Annotated in this window: 26 protein-coding genes; 12 read left to right on the top strand and 14 right to left on the bottom strand. The window is 69.5% G+C overall.

Annotated elements, in window-relative coordinates:
* Positions 1-85: 85 nt before the first annotated feature.
* Positions 86-661 (bottom strand): TetR/AcrR family transcriptional regulator, encoded by a 576-nt coding sequence (locus ACFXC1_RS17355; RefSeq protein WP_381243528.1) that lies wholly within the window; start codon positions 659-661, stop codon positions 86-88.
* A 111-nt stretch (positions 662-772) separates the two neighbouring features.
* On the bottom strand, positions 773-2545 hold the full coding sequence (locus ACFXC1_RS17350) for an acetyl/propionyl/methylcrotonyl-CoA carboxylase subunit alpha (RefSeq protein ID WP_381243526.1): 1773 nt from the start codon (positions 2543-2545) through the stop codon (positions 773-775).
* A 352-nt stretch (positions 2546-2897) separates the two neighbouring features.
* Between ACFXC1_RS17350 and ACFXC1_RS17345 the strand changes: the two genes are divergently transcribed.
* Positions 2898-3356: a hypothetical protein gene (locus ACFXC1_RS17345; protein ID WP_381243524.1), complete on the top strand. Its 459-nt coding sequence runs from the start codon at positions 2898-2900 to the stop codon at positions 3354-3356.
* Here the strand turns inward: ACFXC1_RS17345 and ACFXC1_RS17340 are convergent, their stop codons facing one another.
* The 4 genes from ACFXC1_RS17340 to ACFXC1_RS17325 form a co-directional block, all read right to left on the bottom strand.
* On the bottom strand, positions 3357-3977 hold the full coding sequence (locus tag ACFXC1_RS17340; protein ID WP_381243522.1) for a Maf family protein: 621 nt from the start codon (positions 3975-3977) through the stop codon (positions 3357-3359).
* A gap of 36 nt (positions 3978-4013) precedes the next feature.
* Positions 4014-4145, bottom strand: a complete 132-nt coding sequence (gene mmpB / locus ACFXC1_RS17335) for a morphogenic membrane protein MmpB (protein ID WP_381243520.1) — start codon at positions 4143-4145, stop codon at positions 4014-4016.
* Between the two features lie 135 nt (positions 4146-4280).
* Entirely contained in the window at positions 4281-4490 is a 210-nt protein-coding gene (locus ACFXC1_RS17330) for an acyl-CoA carboxylase subunit epsilon (protein WP_381243519.1), read from the bottom strand.
* A gap of 13 nt (positions 4491-4503) precedes the next feature.
* Entirely contained in the window at positions 4504-6108 is a 1605-nt protein-coding gene (locus ACFXC1_RS17325; protein ID WP_381243517.1) for an acyl-CoA carboxylase subunit beta, read from the bottom strand.
* Positions 6109-6219: 111 nt separating this feature from the next.
* On the opposite strand from ACFXC1_RS17325, the gene ACFXC1_RS17320 reads away from it, so the two are divergent.
* On the top strand, positions 6220-7095 hold the full coding sequence (locus ACFXC1_RS17320; protein WP_381243515.1) for a biotin--[acetyl-CoA-carboxylase] ligase: 876 nt from the start codon (positions 6220-6222) through the stop codon (positions 7093-7095).
* Positions 7096-7213: 118 nt separating this feature from the next.
* Entirely contained in the window at positions 7214-8371 is a 1158-nt protein-coding gene (locus ACFXC1_RS17315; RefSeq protein ID WP_381243513.1) for an adenylate/guanylate cyclase domain-containing protein, read from the top strand.
* Here ACFXC1_RS17315 and ACFXC1_RS17310 read toward each other — a convergent pair.
* Together ACFXC1_RS17310 and ACFXC1_RS17305 are read right to left on the bottom strand one after the other, a co-directional pair.
* Positions 8360-8716, bottom strand: a complete 357-nt coding sequence (locus ACFXC1_RS17310; RefSeq protein WP_381243511.1) for a hypothetical protein — start codon at positions 8714-8716, stop codon at positions 8360-8362. The two genes, ACFXC1_RS17315 and ACFXC1_RS17310, sit on opposite strands and share 12 nt — an antisense overlap.
* A 161-nt stretch (positions 8717-8877) precedes the next feature.
* The gene (locus tag ACFXC1_RS17305; RefSeq protein ID WP_381243509.1) at positions 8878-9507 is read right to left on the bottom strand and encodes a hypothetical protein; all 630 of its coding nucleotides are present in this window, start codon (positions 9505-9507) and stop codon (positions 8878-8880) included.
* A gap of 146 nt (positions 9508-9653) precedes the next feature.
* On the opposite strand from ACFXC1_RS17305, the gene ACFXC1_RS17300 reads away from it, so the two are divergent.
* The 3 genes from ACFXC1_RS17300 to hutH all read left to right on the top strand — a co-directional run bounded on the left by ACFXC1_RS17300 (position 9654) and on the right by hutH (position 13526).
* The gene (locus ACFXC1_RS17300) at positions 9654-10448 is read left to right on the top strand and encodes an enoyl-CoA hydratase/isomerase family protein (RefSeq protein WP_381243507.1); all 795 of its coding nucleotides are present in this window, start codon (positions 9654-9656) and stop codon (positions 10446-10448) included.
* Positions 10449-10573: 125 nt separating this feature from the next.
* On the top strand, positions 10574-11719 hold the full coding sequence (locus ACFXC1_RS17295) for a GGDEF domain-containing protein (RefSeq protein WP_381243506.1): 1146 nt from the start codon (positions 10574-10576) through the stop codon (positions 11717-11719).
* A gap of 268 nt (positions 11720-11987) precedes the next feature.
* The gene (gene hutH, locus ACFXC1_RS17290) at positions 11988-13526 is read left to right on the top strand and encodes a histidine ammonia-lyase (protein WP_381243565.1); all 1539 of its coding nucleotides are present in this window, start codon (positions 11988-11990) and stop codon (positions 13524-13526) included.
* A gap of 42 nt (positions 13527-13568) precedes the next feature.
* Here the strand turns inward: hutH and ACFXC1_RS17285 are convergent, their stop codons facing one another.
* Positions 13569-14384, bottom strand: coding sequence for a hypothetical protein (locus ACFXC1_RS17285; protein WP_381243504.1), 816 nt, complete (start codon positions 14382-14384; stop codon positions 13569-13571).
* A 41-nt stretch (positions 14385-14425) separates the two neighbouring features.
* On the bottom strand, positions 14426-14719 hold the full coding sequence (locus tag ACFXC1_RS17280) for an LAETG motif-containing sortase-dependent surface protein (protein WP_381243563.1): 294 nt from the start codon (positions 14717-14719) through the stop codon (positions 14426-14428).
* Positions 14720-14849: 130 nt separating this feature from the next.
* Here ACFXC1_RS17280 and ACFXC1_RS17275 point away from each other — a divergent pair, with 130 nt between their 5' ends.
* Positions 14850-15203 carry a hypothetical protein gene (locus ACFXC1_RS17275; protein ID WP_200712146.1) on the top strand — a complete coding sequence of 118 codons (354 nt, stop codon included), beginning with the start codon at positions 14850-14852 and terminating at the stop codon, positions 15201-15203.
* A 221-nt stretch (positions 15204-15424) separates the two neighbouring features.
* Positions 15425-16675, top strand: coding sequence for a L,D-transpeptidase (locus tag ACFXC1_RS17270; RefSeq protein ID WP_381243502.1), 1251 nt, complete (start codon positions 15425-15427; stop codon positions 16673-16675).
* Between the two features lie 514 nt (positions 16676-17189).
* Here ACFXC1_RS17270 and ACFXC1_RS17265 read toward each other — a convergent pair.
* The 3 genes from ACFXC1_RS17265 to ACFXC1_RS17255 all read right to left on the bottom strand — a co-directional run bounded on the left by ACFXC1_RS17265 (position 17190) and on the right by ACFXC1_RS17255 (position 18833).
* Positions 17190-17711: a hypothetical protein gene (locus ACFXC1_RS17265; protein WP_381243500.1), complete on the bottom strand. Its 522-nt coding sequence runs from the start codon at positions 17709-17711 to the stop codon at positions 17190-17192.
* 80 nt (positions 17712-17791) lie between these two features.
* Positions 17792-17998: a DUF397 domain-containing protein gene (locus ACFXC1_RS17260; RefSeq protein ID WP_381243498.1), complete on the bottom strand. Its 207-nt coding sequence runs from the start codon at positions 17996-17998 to the stop codon at positions 17792-17794.
* Complete coding sequence (locus ACFXC1_RS17255) at positions 17970-18833, bottom strand: helix-turn-helix domain-containing protein (RefSeq protein ID WP_381243496.1); 864 nt, start codon at positions 18831-18833, stop codon at positions 17970-17972. Before ACFXC1_RS17255 ends, ACFXC1_RS17260 begins: the two co-directional genes overlap by 29 nt.
* 112 nt (positions 18834-18945) lie before the next feature.
* On the opposite strand from ACFXC1_RS17255, the gene ACFXC1_RS17250 reads away from it, so the two are divergent.
* Positions 18946-19131, top strand: coding sequence for a hypothetical protein (locus tag ACFXC1_RS17250; RefSeq protein ID WP_381243494.1), 186 nt, complete (start codon positions 18946-18948; stop codon positions 19129-19131).
* On the top strand, positions 19128-19499 hold the full coding sequence (locus tag ACFXC1_RS17245) for an ATP-binding protein (RefSeq protein WP_381243492.1): 372 nt from the start codon (positions 19128-19130) through the stop codon (positions 19497-19499). Before ACFXC1_RS17250 ends, ACFXC1_RS17245 begins: the two co-directional genes overlap by 4 nt.
* Here the strand turns inward: ACFXC1_RS17245 and ACFXC1_RS17240 are convergent.
* Positions 19468-19812, bottom strand: coding sequence for a hypothetical protein (locus ACFXC1_RS17240; protein ID WP_381243490.1), 345 nt, complete (start codon positions 19810-19812; stop codon positions 19468-19470). The genes ACFXC1_RS17245 and ACFXC1_RS17240 overlap by 32 nt on opposite strands.
* Before the next feature lie 177 nt (positions 19813-19989).
* Between ACFXC1_RS17240 and ACFXC1_RS17235 the strand changes: the two genes are divergently transcribed.
* A complete protein-coding gene (locus ACFXC1_RS17235) occupies positions 19990-21456 on the top strand; it encodes an ABC transporter permease (protein WP_381243488.1) in 1467 nt (488 codons plus the stop codon).
* Positions 21457-21555: 99 nt separating this feature from the next.
* Entirely contained in the window at positions 21556-22242 is a 687-nt protein-coding gene (locus ACFXC1_RS17230; protein WP_381243486.1) for an ABC transporter ATP-binding protein, read from the top strand.
* Positions 22243-22411: the final 169 nt, after the last annotated feature.

Genomic DNA, 22411 nt, shown 5'->3' with positions numbered 1-22411 from the left:
CCCCTAAAAGACGCAGGGCGACCGGTGTTTTTTTAGGGGCGCGGGGAACTGCGCGACCAGCCACGACGAAGCCGCAGCCGAACTACTACGGCTTCAACCCCCGCAAGGTCAACGTCAGCAACCTGTCAGCCAGTTCAGGGTCCCCAGGATTCCCCTCGGCCGCCAACGCGATCGCATGCGTCAGCTGAAGCAGATCGCCGATCTCGACGTCACCGCGCACGTCACCCGCCTCCTGTGCCCGGGACAGCAGCGCACCCCCTGCTTCCCGGATAGGGCTGCTGCACCGGGCCAGGGCAGACGTCTCGTCCTGGCCCACCGCCATCAACGCCCGAGCCAGCCCCCGGTACTCACTCGCGTGCGCCACCATCTCCCGCAGCCAGGTCACCAGGGCCGCACACGGCTGCGGCGCGGACAGCAACTCCCTTGAGCGCGCGAGGAGTTCACGCACCGCGTCCTCGAAGACGGCGCTCATCAGGGACTGCCGGTTCGGGAAGTGGCGGTACAGCGTGCCGATGCCGACGCCCGCGCGCCGGGCCACGTCCTCCAGGGACGCGTCCGTGCCGTGCGCGGCGAAGGACACGCGCGCCTCGGCGAGCAGCCGCTCGTAGTTGCGGCGGGCGTCGGCACGCAGCCCCGCCGGCGGCCTGGCTGTGTCGGCCACGGGTCCCACCTGCCCTCCTCGGCGCGATACGGCGTCGTCCCGTCACATTACAGAGGTGCCCGGCGGACAGGCTGTTCCTGTCGGCCGGGCACCTCTGGACGTACCGCCGGATCAGTCCTTGATCTCGCAGATCGCGGCGCCGGACGTGAGGGACGCACCGACCTCCGCGCCGAGGCCCTTGATCGTGCCGGACTTGTGCGCGTTCAGCGGCTGTTCCATCTTCATCGCTTCGAGTACGACGATGAGGTCGCCCTCCTTGACCTCTTGGCCCTCCTCGACCGCGACCTTGACGATCGTGCCCTGCATCGGCGAGGCGAGGGTGTCACCGGAGGCGACCGGACCGGACTTCTTCGCCGCCCGGCGCTTGGGCTTGGCGCCCGCCGCGAGGCCGGTGCGGGCCAGCGACATGCCCAGCGAGACGGGGAGGGAGACCTCCAGGCGCTTGCCGCCGACCTCGACGACGATCGTCTCGCGGTCGGCGTCCTCGTCCGCCTCGGCGTCCGTCGGGGCGGCGAAGGGCTTGATGTCGTTGACGAACTCGGTCTCGATCCAGCGGGTGTGGACCGTGAACGGGTCGGCGGAGCCGGTGAGTTCGGGGGCGAAGGCGGGGTCGGTGACGACCGCGCGGTGGAAGGGGATCGCGGTGGCCATGCCCTCGACGCGGAACTCCTCCAGCGCCCGCGCCGCGCGCTGCAGCGCCTGCTCGCGGCTCGCGCCGGTGACGATCAGCTTGGCCAGCAGCGAGTCCCATGCCGGGCCGATCACCGAGCCGGACTCGACACCGGCGTCCAGCCGGACACCCGGGCCGGACGGCGGGGCGAAGGTGGTGACGGTGCCGGGCGCGGGCAGGAAGCCGCGGCCCGGGTCCTCGCCGTTGATGCGGAACTCGAAGGAGTGGCCGCGCAGTTCGGGATCCCCGTACCCGAGTTCCTCGCCGTCGGCGATGCGGAACATCTCCCGCACCAGGTCGATCCCGGCGACCTCCTCGGTGACCGGGTGCTCCACCTGGAGACGGGTGTTGACCTCCAGGAAGGAGATCGTGCCGTCCTGGCCGACGAGGAACTCCACGGTCCCGGCGCCGACGTAACCGGCCTCCTTCAGGATCGCCTTCGAGGAGGAGTACAGCTCGGCGACCTGCGCCTCGGAGAGGAACGGCGCGGGCGCCTCCTCGACCAGCTTCTGGTGGCGGCGCTGCAGCGAGCAGTCACGCGTGGAGACGACGACCACGTTGCCGTGGGTGTCGGCCAGGCACTGGGTCTCCACGTGCCGGGGCTTGTCGAGGTATCGCTCCACGAAGCACTCCCCGCGGCCGAAGGCGGCGACCGCCTCGCGCACCGCGGAGTCGTACAGCTCGGGAACCTCTTCCAGCGTGCGGGCCACCTTCAGACCGCGGCCGCCGCCACCGAACGCGGCCTTGATCGCGATGGGCAGGCCGTGCTGCTCGGCGAACGCGACGACCTCGTCGGAGCCGGAGACGGGGTCGGGGGTGCCGGCGACGAGGGGGGCGCCGGCGCGCTGGGCGATGTGCCGGGCGGCGACCTTGTCACCGAGGTCGCGGATGGCCTGCGGGGGCGGGCCGATCCAGATCAGGTCCGCGTCGAGGACCGCCTGGGCGAACTCGGCGTTCTCCGACAGGAAGCCGTAGCCGGGGTGGACGGCGTCGGCACCGGACTCACGGGCCGCGTTCAGGACCTTGCCGATGTCCAGGTAGCTGCTCGCCGGTGTGTCACCGCCCAGGGCGAACGCCTCATCCGCGGCGCGGACATGCAGAGCGTCCCGGTCCGGGTCGGCGTATACGGCCACGCTCGCGATCCCGGCATCCCGGCAGGCCCGGGCAACGCGGACAGCGATTTCGCCACGATTGGCGATGAGCACCTTGCGCACGATTGAGGCTCCCTCCTTGAAACAAGCCGAGTTTAGGGACTGCCGACACGTCGCATCGACCCGTCCCCTGTGGTGAGCTTGCCCACACGGAGCGTGATGCGAGGCCCGCTCGACCCGTGAAATCCCTTGTCGCACCTCGGTACGCAGGACTCCTCCGTAAAACCCTAGCCCTCCGGTGTGGTCAAGGTCTCTGTGAGAGCGTGCCGCGCGCCACGCCGTTTCTTTGTGGAGTCCCTACGAATGGCCCAATGATTCTTTGCCCCTGACACAACCCTTGTCCCGTGGTTTACCCGTTAGTAGCGTTCGGGGTGTCCCGAACGGAAGTGGGTGGGGGCCGGTGGTGCGCAGACCGGTGGCATGGATCTTGGCGGTCGTCCTCTTCGTGGAGGCCTTCGGAGTGGCCGCGCTGAACTGGTTCCTGGGGATCGTCGCCGACCGCCAGAACATGTCCCTGGCCGGTATCGACCCGGACGCGATGTCCGTCTCCTCGAAGATCGGCGGAGTCCTCTTCGGCCTCTACTTCCTCCTGTGCGCCCTGGTCGCCCTGCTCGTCGCGATACGCGACCGGGCCCCGGCCGGCCTCGGCCGCATCCTGCTGATCAGCGTGGCCGTGGTGCACGGACTGCTGGGCGCGTTCGCCTGGGCCATGCTGAGCAAGGCGGCGTTCGCGTTCATGGTGGTGGTGCTCGGCCTCGTGATCCTGCTCCTGATGACGTACGACCGTCTGGAGCCGGCCGAGAAGAGTGCCGAGCAGGGCGAGAGCGGCGGTTCGGGGCCGGTCAGTTCGCCGCCGGCCCCCAGCGCCTCCTGATCACGCCTCTCGGGGCGTCCACAACTCCGTGATGCCGACGCCCAGTTGGCCCAGCAGCCGGCGAACGAGCGGCAGGCTGATGCCGATCACATTGCCGTGGTCGCCGTCGATGCCCTCGATGAACGGCGCCGAACGGCCGTCGAGCGTGAACGCCCCGGCGACGTAGAGGGGTTCGCCCGAGGCGACGTACGCGGCGATCTCGGCGTCGGTCGGCTCGCCGAAGCGGACGACGGTCGACGCGGTCGCCGACACATACCGGCCGCTCGTCGTGTCGTAGACGCAGTGCCCGGTCTGGAGTGTGCCGGCCCGGCCGCGCATCGACTTCCAGCGGGCGGTGGCCTCCTCGGCGTCGGCGGGCTTGCCGAGGGCCTCGCCGTCGAGGTCCAGCACCGAGTCGCAGCCGATCACCAGCGCGCCCTTGACCTCCGGCTTCGCCGCTACGACGGAGGCCTTCGCCTCGGCGAGGGCGCGCGCCAGTTCGGCCGGGGTGGGGGCGCTCACGGCGTCCTCGTCCACCCCGCTCACGATCACCTCGGGGTCCAGTCCCGCCTGGCGCAGGAGGCCCAGCCGGGCGGGGGATTGAGAGGCGAGCACGAGGCGGCGGCGCGGCTGATCTGTCATACGGCCAGGGTATCGGCGGCGCGTCGGCCGCTCACCTCAGCCCGACAGTCCGATCACGATCATCGCCAGCACCATCGCGAGTGCCATGAGTATTCCGAGCCGCCGCAACATGAGCTCTGTCTCCCGCAGTTCTTTGGGAGGCTCGTTTTCGGGGTCGGACCACAGCATGGCACCAGCGTGCGGCTCGGCGGGGGGCGGCGCCTGAGTACGGGTACTTAAATTCTTGCCCGGGATCGTGGTGCTGTGCGCCCACGCGGCGGAGCCGCAAATCGACACAGCCTCGCGCCCCTCAAGTGCATCCCCTCAGCCGGGCCAGAACGTGCGGGTCCATGCACTCGGGCCCGGGATGGGTAGCCGAGCGCCCGCGATCCTCGACGGGTCCGACCACGCGTCCCGTTGCCTCGGGGCGCCGGGCGGTGTGGGGGTCGCCGCCGCGGCGCGGGCCCTGACCACCGCCAGTGCGGCGGCCAGCTCCTCCGGGGTCGGGTTGCCCCTTACGACTTTGATGTTCATGGAGGCCGCTCCTCTACAGGGGGATGTTGCCGTGCTTCTTGGGGGGCAACGACTCGCGCTTGGTGCGGAGTTGGCGCAGGCCCCGGACCACGTGGCGGCGGGTGTCGGAGGGGAGGACGACCGCGTCGATGTAGCCGCGCTCGGCCGCGATGTAGGGGTTGAGGAGGGTGTCCTCGTACTCCTGGATGAGGCGGGCGCGCACCGCGTCCAGGTCCTCGCCGGCGGCCTCCGCCTCGGCGAGTGTGCGGCGGTGCAGGATGTTGACCGCGCCCTGGGCGCCCATGACGGCGATCTGGGCGGTCGGCCAGGCGAGGTTGAGGTCGGCGCCCAGGTGCTTGGAGCCCATGACGTCGTAGGCGCCGCCGAAGGCCTTGCGGGTGATGACCGTGATGAGCGGGACCGTGGCCTCCGCGTACGCGTAGATCAGCTTCGCGCCTCTGCGGATGATGCCGTAGTGCTCCTGGTCGACGCCCGGGAGGAACCCGGGGACGTCGACGAAGGTGAGGACCGGGACGTTGAACGCGTCGCAGGTGCGGACGAAGCGCGCCGCCTTCTCGGACGCGTCGATGTCCAGGCAACCCGCGAACTGCATCGGCTGGTTGGCGACGATGCCCACCGGGCGGCCCTCGACCCGGCCGAAACCGGTGAGGATGTTCGGCGCGAACAGCGCCTGCGTCTCGAAGAACTCGGCGTCGTCCAGGACGTGTTCGATCACCGTGTGCATGTCGTACGGCTGGTTCGCGCTGTCCGGGACCAGGGTGTCCAGCTCGCGGTCCTCGTCCGTGACGGCGAGGTCCGCCTCCTCGGGGAACGCGGGGGGTTCGCTGAGGTTGTTAGACGGGAGGTACGACAGCAGCTGCTTGACGTACTCGATCGCGTCCTTCTCGTCGCCCGCCATGTGATGGGCCACGCCGGACACGGAGTTGTGGGTGCGCGCGCCGCCCAGCTCTTCGAAGCCGACGTCCTCGCCGGTGACCGTCTTGATGACGTCGGGGCCGGTGATGAACATGTGCGAGGTCTGGTCGACCATCACCGTGAAGTCGGTGATCGCGGGGGAGTAGACCGCGCCGCCCGCGCACGGGCCCACGACGAGGGAGATCTGCGGGATCACGCCGCTCGCGTGGGTGTTGCGGCGGAAGATCTCGCCGTACGCGCCGAGGGAGGCCACGCCCTCCTGGATGCGGGCGCCGCCGGAGTCGTTGATGCCGATGACCGGACAGCCGGTCTTCAGCGCGAAGTCCATCACCTTGACGATCTTCTGGCCGTAGACCTCGCCGAGAGCGCCGCCGAAGACCGTGAAGTCCTGGGAGAACACGGCGATGGGGCGGCCGTCGACCGTGCCGTAGCCGGAGACGACACCGTCGCCGTAGGGGCGGTTCTTCTCCAGGCCGAAGTCCGTGGACCGGTGCCGGGTGAACTCGTCGAACTCGACGAAGGAGTCCTCGTCGAGGAGCAGGTCGATCCGCTCACGGGCCGTCAACTTGCCCTTGGCGTGCTGTTTTTCGACCGCGCGCTCCGAGCCCGCGTGCGTCGCCTCCTGGGTGCGGCGCCGAAGATCCGCGATCTTCCCGGCGGTGGTGTGGATGTCGATCTCTTGAGGCGCTTCCGGCTCGGACATCGGGATTACGGCTCCCTGCCTGCTCAAAAGGGGGGACGGTTACTCATTCGTAGAGTAGTGGTGGGGCTACCGATCGGCAGTGCGGCGTACAACACACCTAGGGTGGCTTGCATGACGCCGCGAGATGCCTCAGACGACAACAGCAGCCGTTGGTCCGATCTGGACCGTCCACCGCTCAACGGCGCCGCGCTGCGCAAGGGCCTGGTGCGGGACGGCGGCAACGGCGGCCTCTACTGCGACATCGAGGTCGTGCAGCGCACCGGGTCCACCAACGCGGACCTCATCGCCCTGGCACTCGCGGGGGACGCCGACGAGGGTGCGGTGCTGGTCGCCGAGGAACAGACCGCCGGGCGCGGACGCCTCGACCGGCAGTGGACGGCACCGGCCCGCTCCGGTCTCTTCTTCTCCGTCCTCCTGAAGCCCGCCGACGTCCCCGTGTCCCGCTGGGGCTGGCTCCCGCTGCTCACCGGTGTCGCCGTCGCCACCGGCCTGGCCCGCTCGGCCGGCGTCGACACGGCACTCAAGTGGCCCAACGACCTCCTGGTGACTGTCGGTGGCGAGGAGCGCAAGGCCGGCGGCATCCTCGCCGAGCGCGCCGGGGACGACGCCGTGATCGTCGGCGTCGGCATCAACGTCACCCTCCGCGAGGACGAGCTGCCCGTGCCCCAGGCGGCCTCCCTGGCCCTGGCCGGGGCCGTCGCCACGGACCGCGACCCCCTGCTGCGGGCGGTTCTGCGGTCCCTGGAGCACTGGTACGACAAGTGGCGCGCGGCGGGCGGCGACCCGGTGGAGAGCGGCCTCCAGGAGACCTACGCGGCCGGCTGCGCCACGCTCGGCCGGGTCGTACGGGCCGAGCTGCCCGGGGACCGGTCGATCACCGGGGAGGCCGTCGCGATCGACGGGGACGGGCGGCTCGTCCTCGCGACGGAGGACGGGGTGCAGGAGCCCGTGGGGGCGGGCGACATCGTGCACCTGCGCCCCGCGTGACCCCGACCGCTCTTGTGGCCGCTTTGTCCGCGTGACTCACGGAGTGAGCTGGCCCACACCTGCCGTAGCATTGGGCCCGGTCGATACCTGACCGTGGCAGATCGGAAGGGCAGCAGGCGTGACCGTCGACGACACGGGCTCCGGCGCGGACGCGGACGGCCGGGTGGACCCCGATGCCGCCGGTGGCCGGGCCGACCCCTATGCCGCCGATCCCGGCGAAGACCCCCTCGCGCTGCGCCTCGAAGGGCTCATCCTGGGCGCGGAGCGCCGCTACACCCCGTTCCAGGCGGCCCGTACCGCCGGTGTCTCCATGGAGCTGGCCACCCGTTTCTGGCGCGCCATGGGCTTCGCCGACGTCGGCCAGGCCAAGGCGTTCACCGAGGCGGACGTCCTCGCGCTGCGCCGCCTCGCCGGTCTCGTCGAGGCGGGGCTGCTGAGCGAGGCGATGGCCGTGCAGGTGGCCCGCTCCACCGGGCAGACCACCGCGCGGCTGGCGGGCTGGCAGATGGACTCGTTCCTTGAGGGCCTGACCGAGCCGCCCGAGCCCGGCATGTCCCGCACCGAGGTGACGTACCCGATCATCGAGCTGCTGCTGCCCGAGCTGGAGGAGTTCCTCGTCTACGTGTGGCGGCGCCAGCTCGCCGCCTCGGCCGGCCGGGTCGTCCAGGCCAGCGACGACGAGGAGATGGTCGACCGGCGCCTGGCCGTGGGCTTCGCCGACCTGGTGGGCTTCACGCGGCTGACCCGCCGCATGGAGGAGGAGGAACTCGGCGAGCTGGTCGAGGCGTTCGAGACCACCGCCGCCGACCTGGTGGCCGCGCGCGGCGGCCGGCTCATCAAGACCCTCGGCGACGAGGTCCTGTTCTCCGCCGACGACGCCGGGGTCGCCGCGGAGATCGCCCTGCTCCTGATCGAGACCATGGCGAATGACGAGACCATGCCCGAACTCCGGGTCGGCATGGCCTTCGGCACGGTCACGACCCGCATGGGCGACGTCTTCGGCACGACGGTCAACCTCGCCTCCCGGCTCACCTCGATAGCTCCCCGCGACGCCGTCCTCGTCGACAGCGCCTTCGCCGAGGAACTCATCCGCAGCGGCGAGGCCCCCGCCTCGGAGGCGGAGGCGGCCGAGGCCGCGGCCACCGCCGAGAAGGAGGGCGAGGAGCCCCCGACGTACCGCTTCGCACTCCAGCCGATGTGGCAGCGGCCGGTGCGGGGTCTTGGCGTGGTGGAGCCTTGGCTGCTGACGGGCCGGGGCGGTACGTCAGCCCCGTGATCCGGCCGTACGGGCCTCCTCGATCGGTCCCGGGTCGTGGCGGAGCGCTTCAGGTGCGACGCCGTAGGGAGGGATCCACCACTCGGGGACATGGCCGTCGGGGTAGTGCTCGAAGGTCCGGCACACCGAGCACCACTCCCAGAGCCGTCCACGGCCCCTGAACGGCACCCCGCGAAAAACCTTCGCCTCGCTGTCCTCTAGCAGATACCAGCGGTGCAGCGCACGGGCACCGCACACCGGACACGAGCTGTCGGGGTCAGGTCCGGCCCAGTCCTCGTTGAAGACCTGCCTCCAGGCCGGGTGCTGTGCGGAGTCCGTTTCCCGCCATGCCGTCGACGTGCTCATCTGTTGCCCTCGATCCAGTCCTGCAGAGCGTTGCCGGAGCCGTAGGGGGTGCAGTCGTCCAGCGAGTCGCCGTCGCCGTGCTCCTGGCCCTCGAACGTCCCGTGCTTCAGAAAGTAGCGGGCGTGGCTCAGCCCGGATCACGGGGTGTCCGGGGCTGCCCCTCAGTGGCCCCCCACGCACAGCCCGATGATCGGCACGCACAGACCTGGCCGACTCGGCGCGGGGGCTGGGGAGTTGGCGGTGCGGCTCGGGGTGGGGGTTGGCGTGGGCGTGGCCGCGGGAGTCGGTGCGGACGTGGGCGTCGGAGTCGGCGTCGAGCGTGCGGCCGGCGCCTGGGGGTGTGGCGTGTCCGGCGCCGTCGTCGTCTGGGGGATGGTCGTCGGGGTCGTGGCCCCGGGCACCCGCGCCGCCGTCGCGTACGGAGTCGGTACGACGCCGGAAGCCGTGGTCGGGGTCGGGCTCGCGCCGCCCATCACCGAGGTTGCGGAGGGGAGTGCCGAGGGGAACGCCGTGGGATCCGCGCTGATCGTGGCGGCGGCGTTCGCCGGGTGCCCGGCGCTCTGCTCCGCGTCCACGTCCGGGCTCGGCTCCGCCTCCGCCGTGCCCACCCCGCCGACCCCCGACTCGGGCGCCAGCCGTACGAGGCTCAGCACCCCGGCGGCGACCGCGAGGCCGCCGAAGGCGAGCAGGACCTTGCGGGGCCTGGGGCGGCGGTGGCGGCCCCGGGGGAGGACGGGTGGCGCTACGTCCGCTGTGTCCTCGGCCCGCTCCGCCTGCGTGGTCGTCGTCACGATCCCTCCCCTGTCGTGTGGCGGACGCACGTTATGCGCTTCTCCGGGCGGTGCGGCGGGAGTTGGGCGGGATGTCACCCGAACGGGGAAGGGCCGTGCGATGATCGGGGCGAGTTCTGTTAACCGACGTTAACCAGGAGGGTGTCATGAGCGAGGAACGGTTCGGGGAGTTCGTGCTGGTGCGGCGGCACGACCACGTCGCGGAACTCGTCCTGGACCGGCCCAAGGCCATGAACGCCGTCTCCACCGCCATGGCCGGGTCCATCGCCGCGGCCTGTACGGCACTGGCGGCGGACCGGGACGTCCGCGTCACCGTGCTGACCTCCTCGCACGAGCGGGCCTTCTGCGTCGGCGCCGACCTGAAGGAGCGCAACTCGCTCACCGACGCCGAGCTCGTACGGCAGCGGCCGGTCGCCCGGGGTGCGTACACCGGCGTCCTGGAACTTCCGATGCCGACTGTCGCCGCCGTGCACGGCTTCGCGCTGGGCGGTGGTTTCGAACTCGCCCTGTCCTGCGACCTGATCGTGGCCGACTCCACGGCCGTGGTGGGGCTGCCTGAGGTGTCGGTGGGTGTGATCCCGGGCGGTGGCGGTACGCAGCTGCTGCCCCGCCGGGTGGGTGCGGCCCGGGCGGCCGAACTCATCTTCACCGCACGGCGGTTGGAGGCGCCCGAGGCGGCGGAGCTGGGGCTCGTGGACGTCCTGGTGGAGGCGGGGCGGGATCGCGAGGAGGCGCTCGCCCTGGGCGCCCGCATCGCCGCGAACTCGCCCGTCGGGCTCCGCGCGGCCAAGCGCGCGCTGCGGCTCGGGCACGGGCTGGATCTGCGCACCGGCCTTGAGGTCGAGGACGCGGCCTGGCGGTCGGTGGCGTTCTCGGGGGACCGGGCGGAGGGTGTGGCGGCGTTCAACGAGAAGCGGAAGCCGGAGTGGCCGGGGGAGTAGGGGGCGGGGGGTGATGCGGGCCCGCCTGTCAACGCGCCCGGCGTCAACCTCTAGTCCCTCACCCCCCGACACCTGTTCGCCGCATCAATGTCCCGGTATGCACCAAAACTCCCTAGCCTGGAGTGATGGGTGAGGACAGGCGGCTGGCTGCCGTGGTGGAGCTGGCGCAGGGGATGGCGGCTGCGCACACCCCGCGCGAGTCCTGGCGGGCGGCGGCGGCCGGGGCGTGCCGGGCGCTGGACGGGAGTTTCGCCGCGCTGTCGGTGTGGGAGCGGGAGCTGGGGCGGCTGCGGGTCCTCGTCAACGTGGGGGAGCGGGCGGCGGGCGAGGAGGAGTTTCCGGACGGCGAGACCTATCCGGTGCACCAGTTCCCGGAGATCACCGAGTTCCTGCACGAGCGGTGGGCCGGGGGCGGCGAACCCAACGCCTGGGTCGAGACCGCCGAGGGGCCGGCCGCGGGCAGTCCCGGCTACTGCCACCAGCGCGTGGCGGCGCTACGGCGTCGTAGGCGTGGCTGTTGTGTGGTCGCCCCGATCGTGCTGCACGGGCGGGCCTGGGGCGAGCTGTATGTGGCGCGGCCGGTCGGTGCGGCCGTGTTCGACCGGGGTGACGCCGACTTCGCGACCGTGCTGGCCTCCGTCGTCGCGGCCGGGATCGCGCAGACCGAGCGGCTGGAGGAGGCGCGGCGGCTGGCGTTCACGGACGCGCTCACCGGGCTCGCCAACCGGCGGGCCGTGGACGTACGGCTCGACGAGGCGGTCGAGCGGCATCGGCGGGACGGGGTCGTGGTCAGTCTGGTCGTGTGTGATTTGAATGGGCTCAAGCGCGTCAACGACACCCAGGGGCACGCGGTCGGTGACCGGCTGCTCGAACGGTTCGGGTCGGTGCTGTCGCTGTGCGGGGCGATGCTGCCGGGCGCGCTGGCCGCGCGGCTCGGCGGGGACGAGTTCTGTCTGCTCGCGGTCGGGCCGCCTGCCGACGAGGTGGTCGACGCCGCGGGTGAACTGTGCCGCCGTGCCGCCGAGTTGGAGCTGGGGGAGGGGGTCGCCTGCGGGGTCGCCTCTACCGAGGATCCGATCGGGGTGGTTCGGTCCGGCCGTCGGTTGTTCCGGCTTGCGGACGCTGCTCAGTATCGGGCGAAGGCGCTGCGCGCGGACCGGCCGGTGGTTGCCGGGCGTGGCGGTCCGGACGATCCGGTGGTGCGGCTTGCCGACTCCCCTACGCCGGAGATGCCTGCCGAGCGGCGGCGGTTCCGGGGGCGGCGGGCGTGATGGGGCGGGGCGGCGCGTGCGGTTCGTTGTGGGTCGGTGCCGTGTCGGGGGGCGTCCGTCCTCGGAACGGCGCGGAATCGGTCTCGCAGGAAGGGGAGCGCGTTGACGTGCCAACCGCTGCGGGTGGACACCCCCCCCGGCACGGCACCTTCGCGCCGTACGCGGCTGACGGGCGTCCCGGGGTGCCCAGTGACCTATCTGTAAGGGTCTAAGTGGGTACCCGGTAGTGACACTGTGGCATTCAATGCGTACGCTCCTGAATATGGATATGCACACTGTGGTGGTGGGGACGTCGGGGGTCACCGCGTCCGACGTTCTTGCCGTGGCGCGTGGAGGCGCCCGGATCGAGCTCTCGGGTGAGGCCCTCGTGGCGCTCGCCGCGGCGCGGGAGATCGTGGACGCGCTCGCGGCCAAGCCGGAGCCCGTGTACGGCGTGAGTACCGGGTTCGGGGCGCTGGCGTCCCGGCACATCAGCCCGGAGCTGCGGGCCCAGTTGCAGCGCAACATCGTTCGCTCGCACGCCGCCGGGATGGGGCCGCGGGTGGAGCGGGAGGTCGTTCGGGCCTTGATGTTCCTGCGGCTCAAGACCGTCTGCTCGGGGCATACCGGTGTGCGGCCCGAGGTCGCGCAGACCATGGCCGATGTGCTGAACGCCGGGATCACCCCCGTCGTCCACGAGTACGGCTCCCTCGGGTGCTCCGGCGACCTCGCCCCGCTCTCGCACTGCGCCCTGACGTTGATGGGGGAGGGTGACGCCGAGGGGCCCGATGGGGTTGTGCGGCCCGCCGGTGAGCTGCTGGCGGAGGCCGGGATCGTGCCTGTCGAGCTGCGTGAGAAGGAGGGGCTCGCCCTTCTCAATGGCACCGACGGGATGCTTGGGATGCTGGTCATGGCGCTCGCCGATCTGGACATGCTCTACAAGTCCGCCGACGTTACGGCAGCGTTGAGTTTGGAGGCGCTGCTCGGTACCGACAAGGTGCTCGCGCCCGAGCTGCACGCCATCCGGCCGCATCCCGGGCAGGCCGCGAGTGCCGCCAACATGCTTGCCGTGCTTGACGGTTCGGAGCTCACCGGGCATCACCAGGACGGTGCGCCCCGGGTTCAGGACGCGTATTCGGTGCGGTGTGCTCCGCAGGTCGCGGGTGCGGGGCGGGACACCATCGCGCACGCCCGGCTCGTTGCGGAGCGGGAGTTGGCGTCGGCTGTCGACAACCCCGTTGTGCTGCCTGACGGTCGGGTCGAGTCCAACGGCAACTTCCATGGCGCGCCGGTGGCTTACGTCCTCGACTTTCTCGCCATCGCCGCGGCCGACCTCGGTTCTGTCGCCGAGCGGCGTACCGACCGGCTGCTCGACAAGAACCGCTCGCACGGGCTGCCGCCGTTCCTCGCCGACGACGCCGGTGTCGACTCCGGGCTGATGATCGCCCAGTACACGCAGGCCGCGCTGGTGAGCGAGATGAAGCGGCTGGCCGTGCCTGCCTCTGCCGACTCGATTCCGTCCTCCGCCATGCAGGAGGACCATGTCTCCATGGGGTGGTCGGCCGCGCGCAAGCTGCGTACCGCCGTCGGCAACCTCACCCGGATCATCGCCGTCGAGCTGTACGCGGCCACGCGTGCCGTGGAGCTGCGCGAGGGGCTGGCTCCGGCGCCTGCGTCCCGCGCGGTCATCGATGCCGTGCGGGCGGCGGGGGTTGAGGGTCCGGGGCCGGACCGCTTCCTGTCTCCCGACCTCGCCGCGGCGGAGGCGTTCGTGCGCGACGGGCTCGTGGTGGAGGCCGTGGAGAAGGTCACCGGGCCGTTGCGGTAGGTGAGTTGGGGCCCGGCTGTGGCAACGGCCGGGCCCCGTACGTCACTTCAGCTTGGCGGACTGGGCGGTGACCACCGCGGCCGGGATGGCGTAGGCCTTCTGCGTCATCAGGGCGCCGAGGTTGACCGTGTAGTACGTGACGAGGGTGTTGCCGTGCCGCACCACCTCGGTGTGCACGGTGCCCGTCTTGCCGCCGGTGTCCTCCATCACGGCGCTCGCGCCGAACGCCACCGACTCGTCGCCGGAGTTCGAGGCCTTCTCGGCCGCGACGCCGGTGTACTTGGTGCCGTCGGAGCCGGGGAGGAGGGTGAAGCCGCCGGCGCAGGTCCTGACCGCGTCGGAGATGGTCTTGAACGTCTTCTCGGCGCCGTCGCCGTCGTACGACGACAGTCCGACGACGGTGGTGGTGCGGTCCAGCGCGGCACCGAACGCGTCGTCGAACTCCTCCTCGCTCAGGTCCTCCACGGACTTGGACGGGGTGGCGGAGGTCTTCTTCGCCTCGGTGACCATCCTGTTGGTGGCCGTTGCCGCGTCGCCCGGCGCCTGCCCGGCCATCGCCCAGGCCAGCGGGCGGCACTGCGCCTTGTCGACGGTGACGGCGCTCTTGGTCGCGGGGTACGTCTTGCCGACCGACCCGACCTCGTAGCCGGTGACATCACCCTTCGCGAGGGCCAGCTTCTGCAACTCGGCGGCGCTGAGCGCCTTCGCGGAGTTCTTGGTGGTGCCTTCGGTGTTGCTCTTGGCGTCGTCGCTCTTCGCGGTGTCCGAACCGCCGTCGGAGCAGCCGGTGATGAGGGCCAGCGACAGTGCGCCCACCGCGACGGTGACGCACAGCCGTATGCCCGATGATCTCTTCATGAGCGGACTATGAAGCTTGAGTCAAGGATGAGTCAAGCAACTTAAAACCCGAGGCGCTCCCGCCGCACCGAATACGCCACGAAACCGGCGCCGAGACCGAGGAAAATGGTCCCGCCGACGATGTAGGGCGTGGTGTCCGGGCTTCCGGTGTCGGCGAGTTGGGTGTCGTCCGAGTAGGTGGTGACCGCCGACGAGGTCACCCTGGCCTGCTGGGTGACCTGGGAGGTTGGCGTCGCCGAAGTCCCCACTCTCACCTGGTCGGTCACCGTCGCGTTGGCGGAGGGGACGAACCACAGGGCGCCCAGCAGGGTGCCCGCGGCGGTGGCGGTCAGCATCGTTCGGCGAGCGGTTGACACGGAATATCGATCCCCTTGTGGCGCTGGCGAATTGGCCGTGTGGAGCGATGCTAATGAACTCTGCGGGTCGTGGGAAAGTCGTGGGAGCTGTGGGCCGTACGCTCCCGGCATGAGCACTCCAGAGACATCACGTTTTGTACGCCTTCGTGTCGAACTCGTTCTTGAAGTCGAGAACGAGGACGCCGTGACCAAGGCCGCGCTGGCCAAGATCGCCGACGATCCGGAACTGCCCGGTGACGAACGGGTGCACGCCGAGAGCGCTGTGACGGAAGACACCGCCGAGGCCCTCGCCTATCTCGTGGACCCGTTCGACCTGGTCGGCGAGATGCCCGGGGTCGAACTGGCCCAGGCCTCATGGAGCAGTGAGGAGATCGACTACGACCCGGATTCGCCGGATTGGGACCTCGACGAGGATGATGTCGACGGCGATGAGGAAGCAGACGGGACGGCAGTGGTCGGCTGAGCCGTGCGCGGGACCGAGAGACCCCGGGCGGCAACCGCTGTCCGGGGTTTCGTCGTCTCAGTGGTTCCGGGCGTCACGGTGGACGTGGTGTGCCCCACAGATAGTGGGTAAGCGGAACGGGACGCACCAGTCGTAGCGTTGGTTTCTTAAGAACTGTTGAGAAAACTGTTCAACGGGGCGCTCGGGTTTTTGGTGATTCGGCAACGATGGAGAAGCGTGTGATGACGGACAGTAAGCGGCGCAGGGGTCTTGTGGCCGCGTCCGCACTGCTCGGCGGTGTGCTTGTGCTCACGGCGTGTTCCGGCAGCGACGACAAGTCCTCCGGCAGCGACTCGAGCCAGAGCTCACAGTCGAAGGCCGACGAGGCGGCGGCGAAGAAGTCGTCCCAGGCGCAGATCAAGATCACACCGGCGGACGGTTCGGACAACGCCTCCATCAACAACTCGGCGACCGTCACGGTCAGCAAGGGCACGCTCACGGCCGTGACGATGACGACCGCGGACGGTACGGCCGTCGCGGGCACCATCTCCGCCGACAAGCTCAGCTGGAAGCCCAGCGCCCAGCTGGAGCGCTCCACGACGTACAAGGTCGCGGCCACGGCGAAGGACTCCGCCGGCCTCGCCGCCCACGAGAACGCCTCCTTCACCACGGTCTCCCCGGCCAACAGCTTCATAGGGAACTTCACTCCCGAGGACGGTTCCACGGTCGGCGTCGGTATGCCGGTCTCGATCAACTTCAACAAGGCGATCACCAACAAGGCCGCTGTCCAGAAGGGCGTCACCGTCACCTCCAGCAGCGGCCAGGAGGTCGTCTGCCACTGGTTCAACACCCAGCGCATGGACTGCCGCCCCGAGGACTACTGGAAGGAGAACTCCACCGTCACGCTGAAGCTCGCGCTCGACGGTGTCGAGGGCGCCTCCGGGGTCTACGGCGTGCAGCAGAAGACGGTCACCTTCCACATCGGCCGCAACCAGGTCTCGTACGTCGACGCGAAGTCGAAGCAGATGAAGGTGGAGCAGGACGGCAAGGTCGTCAAGACCATCCCGATCTCGGCCGGTTCCCCCGAACACACCACGTACAACGGCCAGATGGTGATGTCCGAGAAGTTCGTCCAGACCCGGATGAACGGCGCGACGGTCGGGTTCACCGACGACGACGGCAAGGGCGAGTACGACATCAAGGACGTCCCCCACGCCATCCGCCTCACCAGCTCCGGCACGTTCATCCACGGCAACTACTGGGGCTCGCCGTCCGTCTTCGGCAGCGTCAACACCAGCCACGGCTGTGTGGGCCTCCAGGACGTGAAGGGCGCGGGCGACAAGAACATGCCGGCCGCCTGGTTCTACAACAACTCGATCGTGGGTGACGTCGTCGTCATCTCCAACACGGGTGACAAGACCGTGGCCCCCGACAACGGCCTCAACGGCTGGAACATGGACTGGGCGCAGTGGAAGGCGGGGTCGGCGGTCTGATCCGACCCGATCTGCCAACTCCGGTTCGCTTGAAGGCGGTTGCCCCTGGGTGGGGGTGGCCGCCTTTTGCGTTGCGGAACTGAAGTGGCGCCTGGGGGCGGAGAGTTGGCGGTAGCATACGGAACGTGACGTACCTCGGGTGCGCCTCCCTTGTTCCGGGCCCCTCTCCTCGGGGCCCGGCCCGAAGCGGGGCGGTTCCGGGTAAAGAAAAAAGGCCGCCTCCCTATGGAAAGGGAGGCGCACCCTATGGGACGTCATGCCAAGCCGTAACCGACTCTCGTGTGTCGGCTCACCCGGTTGCTGCCGGAGAAGTGGGCCAAGCATGTGAGGCGGTGGTGGCTCTGGTGGCTCAGCAGGTAGCGGGAGACCCCTCGCAGTACTAGGGGCCTCCCACCAAGCTCCTGGGTGAGCTGGAGCCCCTGTCACGGATTCCGGCCGTGTCGGGGGCTCGTTCTTCGTCTACGACGATACCGGCTACGGCGTCCGCAGCAAGCCCGACTTGGTCCTCCGGCTGTCACTCGGTGGGATCCACGTTCCAGGCTGCGGGCAGGTCGCTGTCGCAGAAGACGCAGACGAAGTCGTCCTCGCGCACGATGTTGTGTTCCTGGCACTCGGGGCACCGCCGGAAGACCACCGCGTGGGTGAAACCGGAGGGCCGCACGAGTTCCACGTCGTCCAGAGCGCGGGCGACTGCCGGCCAGGAAGTGGTGTCCGGGCAGTACCCGGTGGACTGGTTGCTGACCTCGCTCACGGTCCACTGGTCCACCGCGCGTACGAAGGTGATCTCGCCGGCGCTCAGAACCTTGTCTCCGCCGGCACAGGTCACGTGCTCACTTCGTCGCGGGGCCAGTCGAAGCGCACCGTCCATGCCGATGACGTAGGTGAACGGTTCGGCCATCTCCGCCGCCGACCGCTCACCGATCCACCCGCTGAAGTCGGCCTTCGAACTGATCAGGCGCCCACCGGAACCGGCCCGGACCGCAGCCCTCGGTTCCGCCGGTCCGACGTACCTGTAACCCCGCCGTTGGGCACTCACGTCAGCCAACCTAGGGGCCTTCTACTGAGCTGGAGCGCGGGGCCTGCTTTGTAAAAGTGTGACGGTTTGGGGGGTGGGTGTCACACTTTTTGGAGGGCGGTGATGAAGGGGGTCCAGGCGGAGGCGGTGAGGATGAGGGTGGGGCCGTGGGGGGCGGTCTTGGAGTCGCGGACGGGGGCGAGGCCGGGGAGGTTGTGGGCGACCTCGACGCATTCTCCGCCGTCACCGTTGCTGTAGCTGCTCTTGAGCCAGAGCGCACTACTCAAGTCGGTCCCGCTGCTTGCCATTTCGGTGTTCCTCTGCCGCTGCCTTGATCATCGCCAGGGACGCCTCCGGTGACAGTGCGACGGCCCTGAGCCGATCGTATGCCTTGCGGTACTGCTTCACGAGGGCTGGATCGTCGATGGTGTCACCGCTGTACGACGCCTCGGTGTAGATCAACGGTGGGGCGTCCGGGAAGGTCATGACCATGATGGAGGCGGCCTTCAGGGGATACGCCCCGCATGTCCGCGGAATGATTTGCGGAGTGATTCGACGCCGTTCCGCCAACTCCACGATTTGGCACAGCTGTTCGGCCATCTCCTGAGGCGAGATCACCGGGTCGGTGAGAAGTGACTCGTGCAGGACCGCCCAGTACTCCGGAGTGGTGTGGTCGTCCTCGAAGAGGCGGGCACGGTCGATACGGGCCGTTACTTTCGCCTCGACCCACTCGTCGGAGGCGGCCGGATGGGTCGCCCGGACCAACGCCCTTGCGTACGGAGCGGTTTGGAGGAGGCCCGGCAGAATGATGGGAGACCACAACTCGATGGACTCGGCGTACTTCTCCGCCTCCAGAGCCTTCTCGAAGTACGCCGCATGCGGCCCCCTCCGCGCCTTCCGCACATCCTCACAGTGCCGCTCGAAGAACCCGTCGGTCCCCAGTTTCCGATCCGCATGCTGAGCCAGATCCAGCGGCATCCTCCGCTCCCCGTGCTCGATGTCGCTGAGGTACGTCTTGCCGTAGAAGCTGCCCTCCAGGAACGCATCCAACGACAGCCCCGCCTCCTCCCTCTTCCACCGCAACTCCTTGCCGTAGAAGGTCGGAACGCTCATCGAACCGTCGATGTCCTTGCCCCGTGCCACCAGTTGACCTCCTCCGCTGCCCCGGTCGCGAACGCGAAACCTCTTTTACGGTAGCCAGCGGAACGCCACTCTGTGAGGAGTTCGTCACAGAGCGCACAGGAGGCACCCGTTCATGTCCGACCCCTACGACACGACCCTCTGCGTGGAGGAACTCCGCGAGGCCCTCGGCCTGCACGGCATCACGCTCCCCTCCCTCGGCGTGGACATCCTGGCCGCCGGCCTCGTCGCGCTCGGGAACTGCAACACCGCCACGGCCCGTGAACTCGCCGCCGTTCTCCGCGAGGCGGCGCGACGATGACCGTAGAACTCCGCCTGCTCGCCACACCCAAGGCCGTACCGGAACTGCGTCACCACCTCCGCCACCACACCTACGAAGTCCGCCTCTGCGCAACGGAGTTGGTGACGAACGTGATCGACCACGTCGGGGAAGGGACTCCGGTGACTGTGCGAGTGCTGGGCACGGACGACGGTCACACGCGGGTCGAGGTCACCGACCCGAATGCCCGCGCGCTGCCTGTCCTCCTCCGCGCCGCGACGACGGACGAACACGGCCGCGGCATGGCTCTTCTCGACGCACTGGCGATGCGGTGGGGCGTGGAGCAGGCGGCGGACCGGAAGACGGTGTGGTGCCTGCTCAGGAGTCGAGCAGAGCCCGAAGACGCCTGACTTCCTCGACCAGTTGAGGAACTGCCTCTCTGGCCGTCGCGATGAACGCCGCGTTCTCGTCCCAGCGCCCGTCGGCGCAGTCCACGTACCGGGGATGTTGGATCAGCGTGGCCGCGATCAGCTCGCCCTGGTCGAACTCGGGCCACCGCTCGCCCAGGCCGGTGTCCCCGGCCGTACTCACCGCGACGAGGTTCATGGCGTAGTCGTCGTCGAGACTCCTGACGAACCAAGGGCCCGGCGTGGCGGCCGAGCACAGTTCCTCGATGCCGTCGAGGTCGAGTTCCGGGCCTCTTGAGCTGGGAATTCGTGTCATTCCGGGAATCTATCGGCGCGCCGTGCCTCGCGCCTCCGAAAGTGCTGCGAAATGGGTTGTCCCGGGCCTTTGTTGACAGCCCCGCCGAGGTTCATTCTTTGTCCACGGACAGCCTTCTCATCGTTCTCTTATGTCGGCCTTATGGCATCATCACGCGCTGTACCTAGCTTGCGGGCCATGTTCTTCACCTACCTGAGGCGCGAGTTGCGCCGCCGCAGAAAAGCGGCCCTCGTCGTCGCCTCCGGCCTCGCACTGGGCATTGCGCTGGTCATCGTGGTCAACTCCGTGTCCTCCGGCATGGGGAAGGCGCAGGACAAGGTCCTCCAGTCGCTGTACGGACTCGGCACGGACATGACCGTCACCAAGGCGGCCACGGCCAGCGCGAGCAGCTCGCAGCAGCCGCGGTTCCAGTTCGACGCCAACAACAACGACGACAGCAAGACGCAGAGCAGTGACCGCGTCATGGTCCAGGGCTTCACGACGCTGGCCTCCACCACCGTCACCAAGGTCGCGGGACAGAAGGGGGTGTCCGACGCCGTCGGCGGGCTCAGCCTCAACGTCGTCAAGGTCGACGGCCAGTTCACCCGCGGCCAGTTCCAGCAGAACCAGGGGAGCGGCACCGGCGGCGGCAACCGGCAGGGCGGCGGCACCGGGGCGCCGCAGGGCGAAGTCACCGGCGGTGGTGCCAACTTCAACATCAACGCGTACACGGTCTACGGCACGGACGTCACCAAGCCCGCGCTCGGCCCGCTGACCTCCTCGAAGATCACCAGCGGCCGTACCTTCACCACCTCCGAGACCAACGCGAAGGTCGTCGTCGCCGACTCGGCGTACGCCAAGGAGAAGAAGCTCAAGGTCGGGTCCACGGTCACGATCAAGAGCGTCAAGTACAAGGTCATCGGGATCGCCACCGCGACCAGCGGGGACGCCGCGGCCAACCTGTACATCCCGCTGACGCAGGCGCAGACCCTGAGCGGTGACAAGAACAAGGTCACCACGATCTACGTCAAGGCGACCGACTCCAAGCAGATCTCGGCCGTCAAGAAGACCATCACCAGCAATGTCTCGGGTACGACGGTCACCACCTCCGCCGACCTGGCGGACACCGTCTCCGGGTCCCTGTCCACCGCCTCCTCCCTCGCCACCAGCGTCGGCAAGTGGCTGTCGATCGCGGTGCTGATCGCCGCGTTCCTGGTCGCCGGTCTGCTCACCTCCTCGGCGGTCTCCCGCCGGGTGCGGGAGTTCGGCACGCTGAAGGCGCTCGGCTGGAAGTCGGGCCGGGTGACCAGGCAGGTGGTCGGCGAGGCCATCGTCAACGGTCTGGTCGGTGGCGTCCTCGGTATCGCGCTCGGCCTGGCGGGCGCGTACGTCGTGACCGCGATCAGCCCCACCCTCTCGGCCTCCCTCGGCAACTCTGCCGGTGGCGGCGCCCGCGCGGGCGGCCCCGGTGGCGGCGGCTTCGGCGGTCCCGGCCGGCAGGCCGCGGCCAAGACGCTCGACGTCGCGCTCACCGCGCCCGTCAACGCCACCACCATCGGCCTCGCGGTCGGCCTCGCCGTCGCCGGCGGCCTGATCGCCGGCGCTTTCGGCGGCTGGCGCGCCTCCCGCCTCCGCCCGGCGGACGCGCTGCGGCGCGTCGAGTAGCCCGCTCCGGTACGGCAGTCACGGCAGTCACCGCCCGGCACTGGGGCCCGTCGCACCGGACGGGCCCCAACCCCCTTTACTTCCCCAGGAGTTGCACGAATGTACGAACTCAGAGGCGTCACCAAGCTCTACTCGCGCGGCAAGGAGACCGTCCACGCCCTCGACGGCATCGACCTCACCATCGGCGACGGCGACCGCCTGGTCATCCAGGGGCCGACCGGCGGCGGCAAGTCCACCCTGCTCCAGATGATCGGCGCCCTCGACCGCCCCACCGCGGGCGAAATCGTCCTGGACGGCGTCGACTTGGCGAAGCTGTCGGAGGCCAAGCTCACCAAGGTCCGCAGCGAGAACATCGGCTTCGTGTTCCAGTCCTTCAACCTGATCCCGACGCTCACCGCGCAGGAGAACGTCGAGACCGCCCTCGTACCGCTGGGCGTGAAGACGAAGGAGCGCCGCCAGCGCGCCGCCGACGCGCTGGTCTCGGTCGGTCTCGGCGAGCGGCTCGGCCACCTCCCCGGCGAGATGTCCGGAGGACAGCAGCAGCGTGTCGCCATCGCCCGCGCGCTCGTCAAGCAGCCCAAGGTGCTGCTGGCCGACGAGCCGACCGGCAACCTCGACGAGTCGATGCGCGACGAGATCATGGACGTACTGGAGCGCATGTGGAAGGAGCACGGGCTGACCTTCATCATGGTCACCCACGACTCCGCCATCGCGAAGAAGGCCCCGCGTCTGGCCACCATCCGCAAGGGCAGGATCACGGTGAAGGAGAACGCGGGGTCCAAGTAACTCCTGTGCGGTACAAGGGAGTTCGGTGGGGCCGGAGACTCCTTAGCGGAGTTCTCGCGGGGTGAACCCGGCGACTGGGTAACGGAGTTCACGCGGGCCCGTAACATTCTCCGGCCGTGCCCTCTTACCCTCCTCTCATCTCTTGAGCGGTTGATCACCCCTCGGCATA

The sequence above is a fragment of the Streptomyces hokutonensis genome (genome assembly GCF_042751305.1).
Classification (GTDB): domain Bacteria; phylum Actinomycetota; class Actinomycetes; order Streptomycetales; family Streptomycetaceae; genus Streptomyces; species Streptomyces hokutonensis_A.
This window is presented reverse-complemented; position numbering and strand designations above follow the sequence as displayed.